At 71.6% G+C, this 13119-nt stretch carries 12 protein-coding genes; all 12 read right to left on the bottom strand.

Features of this window, described 5'->3' with window-relative positions; all coding sequences use genetic code 11:
* Nucleotides 1-1926, bottom strand: coding sequence for an NADH-quinone oxidoreductase subunit L (gene nuoL / locus FHX71_RS26675; RefSeq protein WP_182620850.1), 1926 nt, complete (start codon nt 1924-1926; stop codon nt 1-3).
* Nucleotides 1927-1945: 19 nt separating this feature from the next.
* The gene (gene nuoK, locus FHX71_RS26670; protein ID WP_129786640.1) at nt 1946-2245 is read right to left on the bottom strand and encodes an NADH-quinone oxidoreductase subunit NuoK; all 300 of its coding nucleotides are present in this window, start codon (nt 2243-2245) and stop codon (nt 1946-1948) included.
* Nucleotides 2245-3069, bottom strand: coding sequence for an NADH-quinone oxidoreductase subunit J (locus tag FHX71_RS26665; protein ID WP_182620505.1), 825 nt, complete (start codon nt 3067-3069; stop codon nt 2245-2247). Before FHX71_RS26665 ends, nuoK begins: the two co-directional genes overlap by 1 nt.
* Nucleotides 3066-3905, bottom strand: a complete 840-nt coding sequence (gene nuoI, locus FHX71_RS26660) for an NADH-quinone oxidoreductase subunit NuoI (protein WP_182620504.1) — start codon at nt 3903-3905, stop codon at nt 3066-3068. Before nuoI ends, FHX71_RS26665 begins: the two co-directional genes overlap by 4 nt.
* Nucleotides 3898-5196 carry an NADH-quinone oxidoreductase subunit NuoH gene (gene nuoH, locus FHX71_RS26655; protein WP_182620503.1) on the bottom strand — a complete coding sequence of 433 codons (1299 nt, stop codon included), beginning with the start codon at nt 5194-5196 and terminating at the stop codon, nt 3898-3900. Before nuoH ends, nuoI begins: the two co-directional genes overlap by 8 nt.
* Complete coding sequence (locus FHX71_RS26650) at nt 5193-7778, bottom strand: NADH-quinone oxidoreductase subunit G (RefSeq protein ID WP_182620502.1); 2586 nt, start codon at nt 7776-7778, stop codon at nt 5193-5195. The genes nuoH and FHX71_RS26650 overlap by 4 nt, the downstream gene beginning before the upstream one ends.
* On the bottom strand, nt 7775-9121 hold the full coding sequence (gene nuoF, locus FHX71_RS26645; RefSeq protein WP_182620501.1) for an NADH-quinone oxidoreductase subunit NuoF: 1347 nt from the start codon (nt 9119-9121) through the stop codon (nt 7775-7777). Before nuoF ends, FHX71_RS26650 begins: the two co-directional genes overlap by 4 nt.
* Nucleotides 9118-9996, bottom strand: coding sequence for an NADH-quinone oxidoreductase subunit NuoE (gene nuoE, locus FHX71_RS26640; protein ID WP_182620500.1), 879 nt, complete (start codon nt 9994-9996; stop codon nt 9118-9120). Before nuoE ends, nuoF begins: the two co-directional genes overlap by 4 nt.
* Complete coding sequence (locus FHX71_RS26635; protein ID WP_182620499.1) at nt 9993-11348, bottom strand: NADH-quinone oxidoreductase subunit D; 1356 nt, start codon at nt 11346-11348, stop codon at nt 9993-9995. Before FHX71_RS26635 ends, nuoE begins: the two co-directional genes overlap by 4 nt.
* Nucleotides 11345-12112, bottom strand: a complete 768-nt coding sequence (locus FHX71_RS26630; RefSeq protein ID WP_182620498.1) for an NADH-quinone oxidoreductase subunit C — start codon at nt 12110-12112, stop codon at nt 11345-11347. The genes FHX71_RS26635 and FHX71_RS26630 overlap by 4 nt, the downstream gene beginning before the upstream one ends.
* Entirely contained in the window at nt 12109-12660 is a 552-nt protein-coding gene (locus tag FHX71_RS26625; RefSeq protein WP_036971201.1) for a NuoB/complex I 20 kDa subunit family protein, read from the bottom strand. The genes FHX71_RS26630 and FHX71_RS26625 overlap by 4 nt, the downstream gene beginning before the upstream one ends.
* A gap of 73 nt (nt 12661-12733) precedes the next feature.
* Nucleotides 12734-13093 carry an NADH-quinone oxidoreductase subunit A gene (locus FHX71_RS26620; RefSeq protein ID WP_182620497.1) on the bottom strand — a complete coding sequence of 120 codons (360 nt, stop codon included), beginning with the start codon at nt 13091-13093 and terminating at the stop codon, nt 12734-12736.
* Between the last annotated feature and the right edge of the window lie 26 nt (nt 13094-13119).

Genomic DNA, 13119 nt, shown 5'->3' with positions numbered 1-13119 from the left:
TCACTGGGCACCACCGAGTCCCACGACGAGCCAGGCGACGACGGCGATCACGAGGACGCCACCCGCCATGCCCGCGGCGTACGAGCGCACGTACCCGGTCTGCGCCTTGCGGAACACCCCGCCGAACCACGACACCGCCTGCGGCAGCACACCCCACCCGCGGTCGACGACGTCACGGTCGCCGACCTGGACCACGCGGGCCAGCCCGACGGCGGGCGCCAGCACGAGCGTCTCGTTGGCGGCGTCCTGGTACAGGTCCTTGCGGGCCGCCCGGGTCAGGACGGAGCCGCGCGGCGCCTCCTCGGGGACGACCTGGACCGCGTACATCCGGAACGCGAGCAGCGCCCCGAGGACGACGACCACGAGGGTCGCCGTGATGATCAGCCAGACCGGCAGCACGGGCTCGTGGTGCTCGGCGTGGCCGACCACGGGCTCCAGCCAGGTGGTAAAGGTGCCGCCGATACCCAGCACGAGGCCGAGCGCGGCCGAGCCGACGCCGAGGAACACGAGCGGCCACCACATCAGCGGGGAGCCCTCGTGCGGGTGCTGGCCCTCGGTCCAGCGCGGACGACGTCCGCCGAACGTCATGAAGAACAGGCGCGTCATGTAGAAGGCGGTGATCGCGGCGCCGAGCACGGCGACCGTGCCGAACACCCAGGCGCGCCACGGCTGCCCCTCGACGGGGAGGAACGCGGCCTCGATGATCCCGTCCTTGCTCCAGAAGCCGGAGAACGGCGGGATGCCGAGGATGGCCAGCCAGCCCAGGCCCATGGTGATCCAGGTGATGGGCAGGAACCGCGACAGCCCGCCGAAGCGCCGCATGTCGGTCTGGTCGTCCATCGCGTGCATCACGGAGCCCGCGCCGAGGAACAGGCCCGCCTTGAAGAACCCGTGCGTGAGCAGGTGGAAGATCGCGTACGCGTACCCGGCCGGGCCGAGGCCCGCGGCGAGCATCATGTACCCGATCTGCGACATGGTGGAGGCGGCCAGCGCCTTCTTGATGTCGTCCTTGGCGCAGCCGACGATCGCCCCGAAGATCAGGGTCACCGCGCCGACCAGCACCACGACGAGCTGCGCCGTCGGGGCCGCCTCGAGGATCGCGCCGGAGCGCACCATGAGGTAGACGCCCGCGGTGACCATCGTGGCCGCGTGGATGAGCGCCGAGACCGGCGTCGGGCCGGCCATCGCGTCGCCCAGCCAGGCCTGGAGCGGGAACTGCGCCGACTTGCCGCAGGCGGCCAGCAGCAGGCAGAGCCCGATCGCGGTGGCCGTGGCCTGCGACATCGTGCCGACGGACTCGTCCGACAGGGTGGTGCCGAAGTCCAGGGCGCCCGCGTGGGCGAACAGCAGCGCCATCGCCGCGATCAGCCCCATGTCCCCGATGCGGTTCATGACGAACGCCTTCTTGGCCGCCACCGCGTTCTCGCGGGCCGACGGCCGCCCCGTGTCCCAGAACCCGATGAGCAGGTAGGACGCGAGACCCACGCCCTCCCAGCCCACGAAGAGCAGCAGGTAGGAGTCGGCCAGGACGAGCGTCAGCATCGCCGCGACGAACAGGTTCAGGTACGCGAAGAAGCGGCGACGGTCCGGGTCGTGGTCCATGTAGGCCACGGAGTACACGTGGATGAGCGTGCCCACGAAGGTCACGAGCATCACGAAGGTCATGGACAGGGGGTCCAGGCGCAGGCCGAGGTCCACGTCCAGGCCGCCCGCGGACAACCATGTCCACAGGTGGTGGTCCACGGACCGGCCCTCGGCCGGGGTACCGATCATGCGGAACAGCAAGATGATGGCGAGGACCCCGGAGGCGGCCGAGGCCGTCACCCCGATCCAGTGTCCCCAGCGGTCGGTGGCCTTGCCACCCAGCAGCAGGATCGCCGCTCCGATCAGCGGGAAGCCGATCAGCCAGGGGGCAAGCCCGATCACGTCGTTCACTGTGTCCCCCTCAGCCCTTCAGCAGGTTGACGTCGTCGACCGAGGCCGAGCGGCGGGTTCGGAAGATCGTCACGATGATGGCGAGCCCGACGACGACCTCGGCGGCGGCGACGACCATGACGAAGAAGGCGAGCACCTGGCCCGTCACGTCGCCGTGCATCCTGGCGAAGGTGACGAAGGCGAGGTTGGTCGCGTTGAGCATGAGCTCGACGCCCATGAAGACGACGATCGCGTTGCGGCGCAGCAGTACGGTCGTGGCTCCGATCGCGAAGAGCACCGCGGCCAGGACCACGTAGTTGGTGATGTCCATCAGGCGTCTCCCTCGGGCGTCCGGGCCTCGCGCGAACGAGTCTCGGGCGTACGGACGTCGACCAGCTCGGTGCCCGGCGCGTGCGGCGCGGCCTTCTCCTGGCCACGGATGCGCAGCACGCGCGAGACCGACTGCGGCACCTGCTCGCCGTCGGGCCCGAGCGCGGGCGTGTCCATGGCGTTGGAGGTGGCGTAGACGCCGGGCGACGGCAGCGGCGTGAGCACGACGCCGTCGGGCAGCGCCTTGATCCGCGCGTCCGCGACGGCCCGCTGGTCCTGCTTGGGCGTGAGCCGGCGGCGGTGCGTGAGCACGAGCGCGCCCACCGCGGCCGTCACGAGCAGCACGCCCACGGCCTCCATGGCCAGCACGTAGTCGCCGAACAGCACGCGGGCCAGGGCCTGCGGGTTGGCGACGCCGCCCGGGTCTCCCCCGGACAGCCCGACGGCGGGCGGGAACGCCGCGCGCGCCACGACGCCGCCCAGGACGATCGCGAGGCCGAGCCCGATGAGCAGGCCGATCCAGCGCTGGCCCCGGATGGTCTCCGTGAGCGAGTCGGACGCGTCGACACCGACGAGCATCAGCACGAACAGGAACAGCATCATCACGGCGCCCGTGTACACGACCACCTGCACGACGCCGAGGAACGGCGCCTCCTGGGCGATGTAGAGGATGGCCATGCTGACCATGACGAACACGAGGCACATCGCGGCGTGCACGGCCCGCTTGACGAACAGCAGGCCCAGCGCGGCGAGCACCATCAGCGGCGCGACCACCCAGAACAGGACCGTCTCCCCGGTCGAGATCACGAGCCCGTCGGGGGTCATGCCGTCACCCCCGGACGGTTCGAGCCCGCCGCGTCGCTCGCCAGCACGCGCACCGAGCCCACCGAGGCGGCTCCGGCGGACCGCTCGGCGGCCCCCGGCCCCTCGTCGGGCCGCAGCTCGTGCTGCCGCTGCTCCGGCGCGGGTGCCCGGCCGGACGCGACGGCGTCCGCGGCGTCCAGCGTCTCGTCGTCGGGCCGGTGCTCCCGGACCCAGTCGACCTGCGCCGCCGTCGGGCCGAGCACGTCACCGCTGTAGTAGTTGGTGTCCGTGCTGCCCTCCACCATGGGGTGGGGCGCCGCGAGCATGCCCTCGGACAGCGGGGCCAGCAGGTCCTGCTTCTCGTAGATCATGCCGGCGCGCGTCTTGCCGGCCAGCTCGAAGTCGTTGGTCATCGTCAGCGCCCGCGTGGGGCACGCCTCGATGCACAGCCCGCAGAAGATGCAGCGCAGGTAGTTGATCTGGTAGACGCCGCCGTACCGCTCGCCGGGGCTCATGTGCGCGCCCTGCGAGTCGTCCGCGTTGACCTGGAGGCCGGCGTTCTCCGGCAGGGCCGCGTTGGACGCGCCCTCCACGTAGATCGCGTCCGCCGGGCACGCCCAGGCGCACAGCTCGCAGCCGATGCACTTCTCCAGCCCGTCGGCGTACCGGTTGAGCTGGTGGCGGCCGTGGAACCGGCGCTGGGTCGGCACCTTCTCGCGGGGGTACTGCTCCGTGACCGTGGGCCTGAACATCGACGACAGCGTCACGCCGAAGCCCGCGACGGGAGCGAACAGCTCACCGATGGGTCCCGGCTGGGGCCGCAGGGACTGGTACTCGCCCGACTCTGACTTACTCACCGGAGACCTCCTTTCCGAACCGCTTGGACGGGGGCAGCTTCTCGCCGGGCAGCGGCGGCACCGGGAACCCGCCGGCGAACGCGTCGACGGGCTCCTTGTCCTCGCCGGCGCCCGGTGGCGCCTCCTTCTTGTCGGGCCAGAACCACATGACCGCGATGAAGACGACGGCGACCCCGATGATCACCGGGACGAACTGCTGGAAGGACATACCCTGCACGCGCTGCAGCCACTGCACGACCGAGAGGACGACGACCCAGCCCAGCGCGACCGGGATGAGCACCTTCCAGCCGAAGACCATGAACTGGTCGTAGCGCAGGCGCAGCAGCGTGCCGCGCACCCACACGAAGAAGAACATGACGGCCCAGAGCTTCACGAGGAACCAGATGATGGGCAGCCAGCCCTGGTTCAGCGCGTCGCCGAGGAACCCGTCGGGCACCGGGGCCCGCCAGCCGCCGAGGAAGAGGGTCACGCAGACGGCCGAGACGTTGAGCATGTTGATGTACTCCGCCAGGAAGAACCAGGCGAACTTCATCGACGAGTACTCGGTCATGTAGCCGGAGACCAGCTCGCCCTCGGCCTCGGGGAGGTCGAACGGCAGGCGGTTGGTCTCGCCGACCATCGAGATCACGTAGATCACGAAGGCCGGCGCCAGCGGGATGAACCACCAGATCTGCGACTGGCTGGACACGATCTGCGAGGTCGACATCGACCCCGCCATGATGAACACGCTGACCAGCGACAGGCCCATCGCGAGCTCGTAGCTGATCACCTGGGCCGTGGACCGCACCGACCCGAGCAGCGGGTAGGTGGAGCCGGAGGCCCAGCCGCCGAGCACGATGCCGTAGACGCCGAGCGACGCCGCGGCCAGCACGTACAGCACCGCGACCGGGAAGTCGGTGAGCTGCGCCGGGGTGGTCCAGTCGGTCCAGGGGAACGGCAGGCTCGGCCCGAACGGGATGACGGCGAACACCAGCAGCGAGCAGAACACCGAGATCATCGGCGCCAGCAGGTACACGAACCGGTCGGCCCGCGTGACCGTCATGTCCTCCTTGAGCAGGAGCTTCATGGCGTCCGCGAGCGACTGGAGCAGGCCGAACGGCCCGTGCCAGTTGGGGCCGGGGCGCACCTGCATGCGCGCCACGACCTTGCGCTCGAACCAGATCGCGAAGAGCACGCTGGTCAGCAGGAAGACCACGATCAGCACGGCCTTCACGATCGAGGCCCAGATGGTCTCCTGCGAGAAGTCGGCGGCGACGCCGGGCGCGGCCTCGGCCAGCAGCACCGGGTTCATCGGGCATCTCCTTCCGGGGTGACGGTGACGAGGTCGCCCGCGGACGCGCCGAGCGCGTCGTGCACGCGGCAGCCGGCGGAGGCCAGGGGCAGCCAGACGACGCCGTCGACCATGCTCTCGGTGACCGCCGCGGGGACCGTGACGGAGCCGTGCGGCGTGCTGACGGTGACCACGGCGCCGTCGGACACCCCGAAGCCGGCCGCCGTGGCGGTGGACATCCGGGCCAGCGGCCGCTTGGCCGTGCCGGCGAGGAACTGCTCGCCGTCCTGGCCGCTGCCCGCGTCGAGCTGGAGCCGCCAGGTGGCGAGCACCGCCTGGCCCGGGCCCACGGTGGGCGGGGCGGCGAGGACGTCGCTCTGCACCGTCACCTGCTCGCCCTCCCACGCGCCCCGGACCAGGGCGATCGCGAGGTGGGCCTCGGCGGGCGACGCCGCCTGCAGGTCCACGCCGAGCTGCTGCGCGAGCACGTGCAGCACGCGGTGGTCGGGCAGGGCGCTCGACTCCAGAGCGGCGCCGAAGGACCGCACGCGGCCCTCCCAGTTCCAGTACGAGCCGGCGCGCTCCACGGGCGGCGCGACCGGGAGCACGACGTCGGCCCGCTCGGTCACCTCCGTGGCCCGCACCTCCAGACTCACCACGAACCCGCCCCGCTCCTTCGTCGCGTCGAGCGCGGAGCGCGCGGCGGCCGGGTCGGGCAGGTCGGCGAGCTCGACGCCGCCGAGCACCGCGCCGCCCAGGGCGCCCGAGGCGAGCGCCGCGAGGATGCCCGCGGTGTCGCGGCCGGGTGTCGCCGGGAGCTCGGCGCCCCAGGCCTGGCCCACCTGGGACCGGGCCGCGGCGTCGGCGACCGGGCGGCCGCCCGGCAGCAGGTCCGGCAGCAGGCCGGCCTCGACGCCGCCGCGCTCGCCCGCACGGCGCGGGACCCACGCGAGCCGCGCGCCCGTGGCGTCGGCGAGCCCGAGGGCCGCCGTGTACGCGCCGGGCGAGCCCGCGAGGCGCTCGCCCACGAGGATGACGGCGCCCGGCTGGGCCAGGGCGCTGGTGTCGATGTCCGACGACGGGGCGTCGGCCGGGAGCAGGCCGCCGGCCAGGCTGGTGCTCAGGCTGGTCAGCCACTCCGCCTCGGTGCCGGGTGCCGCGGGAAGCAGCGTGCCGTCGAGACGGGTCAGGCCGCGGGTGGCATAGGGGGCGATCGAGAAGACCTTGGTGCGGGCCTTGCCGCGGGCACCCTTGCGCAGCCGCAGGTACGTGATGCCCGCCTCCTCCTCGGCCTCCAGGCCGACGAGCAGCACCGCGGGCGCCTTCTCCAGGTCGCCGAACGTGACGCCGACGCCGGAGCCGGCCACGGCGCGGGCCAGGAACGCGGCCTCCTCGGCGGAGTGCACGCGCACGCGCTGGTCCACGTCGTTGGTGCCGAGCGCCGTGCGGGCGAACCGCGACCACGCGTACGCGTCCTCGACGGTGAGCCGGCCGCCCGGCAGCACGCCGACGCCGCCGTGCTCGCGCGCCGCGGCCAGGCCGGCCGCCGCGATCTCCAGGGCCTCGACCCAGGAGGCGGGGCGCAGCTCGCCGTCCTCGCGCACCAGCGGCGTGGTGACGCGGTCCGGCGCGGTCTGCCAGGTGAACGCGAAGCGGTCCTTGTCGGTGATCCACTCCTCGTTGACCACCGGGTCCTCGCCCGACAGCCGGCGCAGCACCTGGCCGCGGCGGTGGTCGATGCGGATCGCGGAGCCGCAGGAGTCGTGCTCGGCGATGCTCTCGCTGCTGACCAGGTCGAACGGGCGGGACCGGAACCGGTAGCCCGCGCCGGTCAGCGCGCCCACCGGGCAGATCTGCACGGTGTTGCCCGAGTAGTAGGACGAGAACGGCCGACCGGACGTGTCCGTAGTGGCCTCCCCGACGGGGCGGTCCACGGGTCCGGTGCTCGACTCGGCCCCGGCGAACCCGAGCACGTCCTCGTCGTAGCGGCCGATCTGCTGGTGCGCGCCACGGTCCTGCAGCGCGATGAACGCGTCGCCCGCGATCTCCTCGCTGAACCGGGTGCAGCGCTGGCACAGCACGCAGCGCTCGCGGTCCAGCAGGATCTGCGTGGACAGCGCGATCGGCTTGGGGAAGGTGCGCTTGACGTCGACGAACCGCGTCTCGGGCCGGCCGTTGGACATCGCCTGGTTCTGCAGGGGGCACTCGCCGCCCTTGTCGCAGACCGGGCAGTCCAGCGGGTGGTTCATCAGCAGCAGCTCCATGACCCCCTGCTGCGCCTTGTCGGCGGCGGCGGAGGTGTGCTGCGTCTTGACGACCATCCCGGGCGCGACCGTCATGGTGCACGACGCCTGCGGCTTCGGCATGGGCCGCACGTTGCCCTCGCGGTCCGGCATCGCGACCTCGACGAGGCACTGCCGGCACGCGCCGGCGGGTGCCAGGAGCGGGTGGTCGCAGAACCGCGGGATCTGGATGCCGGCCTGCTCGGCGGCCCGGATGATGAGCGTGCCCTTGGGGACGCTCACCTCGGTGCCGTCGATGGTGAAGGTGACCAGCTCGACCGGGGCGGCCTCGGTCGAGGAGGTGTTCGTGGTGACGGTCATCGGTGACCTCCCGCGCCGGCGCCCGTGAGGGCCCCCGGGGTCCGTGTCTTGGGGGTGTACGGGAACAGTGCCGAGGCGCTCGGGTCGAACGGGCAGCCGTGCCCGTCGATGTGCGCCTGGTACTCGTCCCGGAAGAGCTGGATGCTGGACGTGATCGGCGAGACGGCGCCGTCGCCCAGGGCGCAGAACGCCTTGCCGAGGATGTTGTCGCACAGGTCGAGCAGGAGCTCGAGGTCGCCGTCCTGGCCCTCGCCCGACTCGATGCGGTGCAGCACCTGCTTGAGCCAGTAGGTGCCCTCGCGGCAGGGCGTGCACTTGCCGCACGACTCGTGCGCGTAGAAGTCGGTCCACCGGCTGGTCGCGCGGACCACGCACACCGTCTCGTCGAAGATCTGCAGCGCGCGCGTGCCGAGCATCGAGCCGGCGGCGCCGACGGACTCGTAGTCGAGCGGGGTGTCCAGGTGGTCCTGCGTGAAGATCGGCGTGGACGACCCGCCCGGGGTCCAGAACTTCAGCTCGTGCCCCGCCCGGACGCCGCCCGCCATGTCCAGCAGCTCGCGCAGCGTGATGCCCAGCGGCGCCTCGTACTGGCCGGGCCGCGTGACGTGCCCCGACAGGGAGAACAGGCCGTGGCCCTTGGACTTCTCGGTGCCCATCGAGGAGAACCAGTCGGCACCCTGGGCGACGATCCCGGGGACCGAGGCGATCGACTCCACGTTGTTGACCACGGTCGGCCGGGCGTACAGGCCGGCGACGGCGGGGAACGGCGGCTTGAGCCGCGGCTGGCCGCGCAGGCCCTCCAGCGAGTCGAGCAGCGCCGTCTCCTCGCCGCAGATGTAGGCGCCCGCGCCGGCGTGCACCGTGACGTCAAGGTTGAAGCCCGAGCCCTGGATGTTCTTGCCCAGGTAGCCGGCCTTGTACGCCTCCTCGACGGCGTTCAGCAGCCGCCGGTAGACGTGCAGCACCTCGCCGCGCACATAGATGAACGCGTGGTCGCAGCCGATCGCGAAGCTCGTGATCGCCACGCCCTCGATGAGGTGCTGCGGGCTGGCGAGCATCAGCGGGATGTCCTTGCAGGTACCCGGTTCCGACTCGTCGGCGTTGACGACCAGGTACCGCGGGCCGCCGTCGGGCGGGGGCAGGAAGCCCCACTTCATGCCCGTGGGGAAGCCCGCGCCGCCGCGGCCGCGCAGGCCGGAGTCCTTGACAGCCTGGACCAGGGCGGCGGGCTCCATGGTGAGGGCCTTCTTCAGGCCCGCGTAGCCGCCGTTGCGCTCGTACGTGGCGAGCCGCCAGGAACGGTCCTTGTCCCACGTGTCCGTGAGTACCGGTGTGAGGTTCACTTCGCGTCCTCCCCGGGCTTCTTGTCCTTGCCGGTCTGGGTGTCCGACGACGTCGCCGGCTTGCGCTCGGCCGACGAGCCGGGCGTGCCGACGGGCGGGCTGGTCTGGCCGGCGGCGGTCCCAGTGCTCTTGCTGGTCGAGCCCTCGCTGGTCGAGCCTGTCGAGACCCCGGTTTCGGCAGGCTCAACCTGCGCTTCCGGCGCCGTCCAGCCGCGCTCGCGGGCGATCTTCAGCCCCGCCAGCGTCGGCTCGCCCGCGCCCGTGCCCTCGTCGGCACGGCCGTCGGGGAACCCGGCCAGGACCCGGCTCATCTGCTTGAACGAGCACACGGACGCGGCACCACGGGTCGGGACGACGTCGTCCCCGAGCCGGAGCTGGTCCGCGAGCGCCGTCGCCGTCTCGGGCGTCTGGTTGTCGAAGAACTCCCAGTTGACCATCACGACGGGGGCGTAGTCGCAGGCGGCGTTGCACTCGATGCGTTCGAGGGTGATGGCGCCGTCGTCGGTGGTCTCGTCGTGGCCGACGCCGAGGTGGTCGCTGAGCTCGTCGAAGATGGCGTCGCCACCCATGACGGCGCAGAGCGTGTTGGTGCACACGCCCACGGTGTAGGTGCCGTTGGGGTGGCGCTTGTACTGGGTGTAGAAGGTGGCGACGGCGGAGACCTCGGCGGCGGTGATGCCGAGCATCTCGGCGCAGAAGAGGATGCCGTCGCGGCTCACGTACCCGTCGACGGACTGCACGAGGTGCAGCATGGGCAGCAGCCCGGACCGGGGGTCCGGGTAGCGGGCCATGATCGCCGTGGCGTCGGCGGTCAGGGACGCGAGCGTCTCGCCGTCGTAGCCGGTCTTGGTGGCCGCCTGCGGATCTGCGGTCATCGGTCCACACCTCCCAGCACGGGGTCCAGGGACGCGACGGCGACGACGACGTCGGCCACCTGGCCGCCCTCGCACATCACCGACGTGGCCTGGAGGTTGTTGAACGAGGGGTCGCGGAAGTGCGCGCGGTAGGGGCGGGTGCCGCCGTCGGACACGACGTGCACGCCGAGCTCGCCGCGCGGGTGCTCCACGGTCTGCCATGCCTGGCCGACGGGGACGCGGAAGCCCTCGGTGACCAGCTTGAAGTGGTGGATCAGGGCCTCCATGGAGGTGCCCATGATCTTCTTGATGTGCTCCAGCGAGTTGCCCTGCCCGTCGCCGCCGACGGCGAGCTGGGCGGGCCAGGCGATCTTCTTGTCGGCGACCATGACGGGCTCGCCCTCGGTGCGGTCGAGCCGCTCCAGGGCCTGCTCGACGATCTTCAGCGACTGGTAGCACTCCTCGACGCGGAGCACGACGCGGTCGTAGCAGTCGGCGCCCTTCGAGGTGGGGACGTCGAAGTCGTACGTCTCGTAGCCGCAGTACGGGTTGTCCTTGCGGACGTCGTACGGCAGGCCCGTGGAGCGCAGCACCGGTCCGGTGACGGCGAGCGCCATGCAGCCGGACAGGTTCAGCACGCCGACGTTCGTCAGCCGGGCCTTGAAGATGGGGTTGGCGAGCATGAGGTCGCCGAGCTGCTTGAGGTAGCCGCGCACGTTCTTCAGGGCGGCGCGGGCCTGGGCGGTGAAGCCCTCGGGCACGTCGACGGCGACGCCGCCGGGCCGGATGTACGCGTGGTTCATGCGCAGGCCGGTCACGGCCTCGAAGAGGCGCAGGATCTCCTCGCGGGCGGTGAACCCGATGGTCATGACGGTGGTGGCGCCCATCTCGTTGCCGCCGGTGCCGAGGCAGACCAGGTGCGAGGCGATGCGGTTGAGCTCCATCATCAGCACGCGGATCACGTTGGCGCGCTCGGGCACGTCGTCGGTGATGCCGAGCAGCTTCTCGACGGCGAGGCAGTACGCGGCCTCCTGGAACAGGGGCGCGACGTAGTCCATGCGGGTGCAGAACGTGGTGCCCTGCGTCCACGTCCGGAACTCCATGTTCTTCTCGATGCCCGTGTGCAGGTAGCCGATGCCGGCGCGGGCCTCGGTGACGGTCTCGCCGTCGATCTCGAGCATGAGCCGCAGCACGCCGTGCGTGGACGGGTGCTGGGGGCCCATGTTGACGACGATCCGCTCCTCGCCGATCGCCTCGCGCGCGATGTCGTCCCAGTCGCCGTCGCCGTACGCCTCGAAGGCGCGCACGGTGGAGGACATGTCCTCGTCGCCCGCGGGCCGGGTGGCGTGGGGGGCCGCAGTGGGAGCGCTCATGAGTAGCTCCTCCTCGTGTCCGGCGGGGGCACGGTGGCCCCCTTGTACTCGACGGGGATGCCGCCGAGCGGGTAGTCCTTGCGCTGCGGGTGGCCCACCCAGTCGTCCGGCATCTCGATGCGGGTCAGGGCGGGGTGGCCGTCGAAGACGATCCCGAAGAAGTCGTAGGTCTCGCGCTCGTGCCAGTCGTTGGACGGGTACACCGACGTGGTCGACCGGATGTGCGGGTCGTCGTCGGGCGCGGCGACCTCCAGGCGCAGCCGGCGCGAGTGCGTCACGGAGGCCAGGTGGTAGACGGCGTGCAGCTCGCGGCCCGTGTCGTGCGGGTAGTGCACGCCGCTGACGCCGAGCGACAGCTCGAACCGGAGGTCCTGGTCGTCGCGCAGCGCCTGGCAGACGGCCGCGACGTGCTCGCGGGCGACGTGGATCGTCAGCTCCGCCCGCTGGGAGTCGGCGCTCGCGGCGCCGTGCAGGTCCACGACCACCTTCTCGACCGCCTGGTCGAAGGTGGGCCCGCCGGTCCGTGCGGCGTCCTCCAGCACCTCGGCCAGGACGTCGACCACCTGGTCGAACCAGCTCCCGTACGGGCGGGGCGACGCCGCGGGCATCGCGATCGGCGTGACCAGCCCGCCGTAGCCCGACGTGTCGCCCGAGCCCTGGGCGCCGAACATGCCCTTCTTGACCTCGACCACCTCGAAGGTGGCCGCACCCTCGGGCGGCGTCAGGGCCGAGCCCTGGTCGCCGCCCGGCGTGACGTCGCTCATCGCAGCAGGCCCTTCATCTCGAAGGTCGGCGTGGCCTCCATCGCGGCCGCCTCGGCGGCGCGCGCGGCCTCGATCCGGTTCACGCCGAGCGGCGCGTTCTGGATGTGGTCGTGCAGCCCGAGGATCGCGTTGATCAGCATCTCCGGGCGCGGCGGGCAGCCGGGCAGGTAGATGTCGACCGGGACCACGTGGTCCACGCCCTGCACGATCGCGTAGTTGTTGAACATCCCGCCCGACGACGCGCACACACCCATGGAGAGCACCCACTTGGGCTCGCTCATCTGGTCGTACACCTGGCGCACCACCGGGGCCATCTTCTGGCTCACCCGGCCCGCGACGATCATCAGGTCGGCCTGGCGCGGCGACGCACGGAACACCTCCATGCCGAACCGCGACAGGTCGAACCGCGACGCGCCCGCGGCCATCATCTCGATGGCGCAACAGGCCAGGCCGAACGTCACCGGCCACACCGAGGCCTTGCGCAGGTACCCCGCGAGGTCCTCGATCGTCGTCAGCAGGAACCCTGACGGCGCTTCCTCGACACCCATGTCCCCTCCTTGCTGCCGGGCCCCGCCCGGCGTCGCTGCCCGGCGCCGTCGGGCGCCGTGCGTGAAGTCGCTGTCAGACCCAGTCGAAGCCGCCGCGGCGCCACTCGTAGACGAACGGGACGGTGATCAGCGCCAGGAACGCCAGCATCGACACCAGCCCGAACGTCGCGAGCGTCGTGAAGTCCACGGCCCACGGGTAGAGAAAGACGACCTCGATGTCGAAGACGATGAATGTCATCGCCACCAGGTAGTACTTGATCGGCAGCCGCCCACCGCCCACCGCGTGCGGCGTCGGCTCGATGCCGCACTCGTACGAGTCGAGCTTGGCGCGGTTGTAGCGCTTCGGGCCGATGATCGCGCTCGCGGCCACACCGCCGAGCGCCAGGACCGCCCCGATCCCCATGAGGATCAGGATGGGTACGTAGGGATTCATGCTGTGCCCTTCGTGGACGGCTTGCC

Origin of the sequence: Promicromonospora sukumoe (assembly GCF_014137995.1) — a bacterium.
GTDB lineage: Bacteria > Actinomycetota > Actinomycetes > Actinomycetales > Cellulomonadaceae > Promicromonospora > Promicromonospora sukumoe.
The sequence above is the reverse complement of the archived record's forward strand: the minus strand, read 5'-3'. Positions and strand labels throughout refer to the sequence as shown.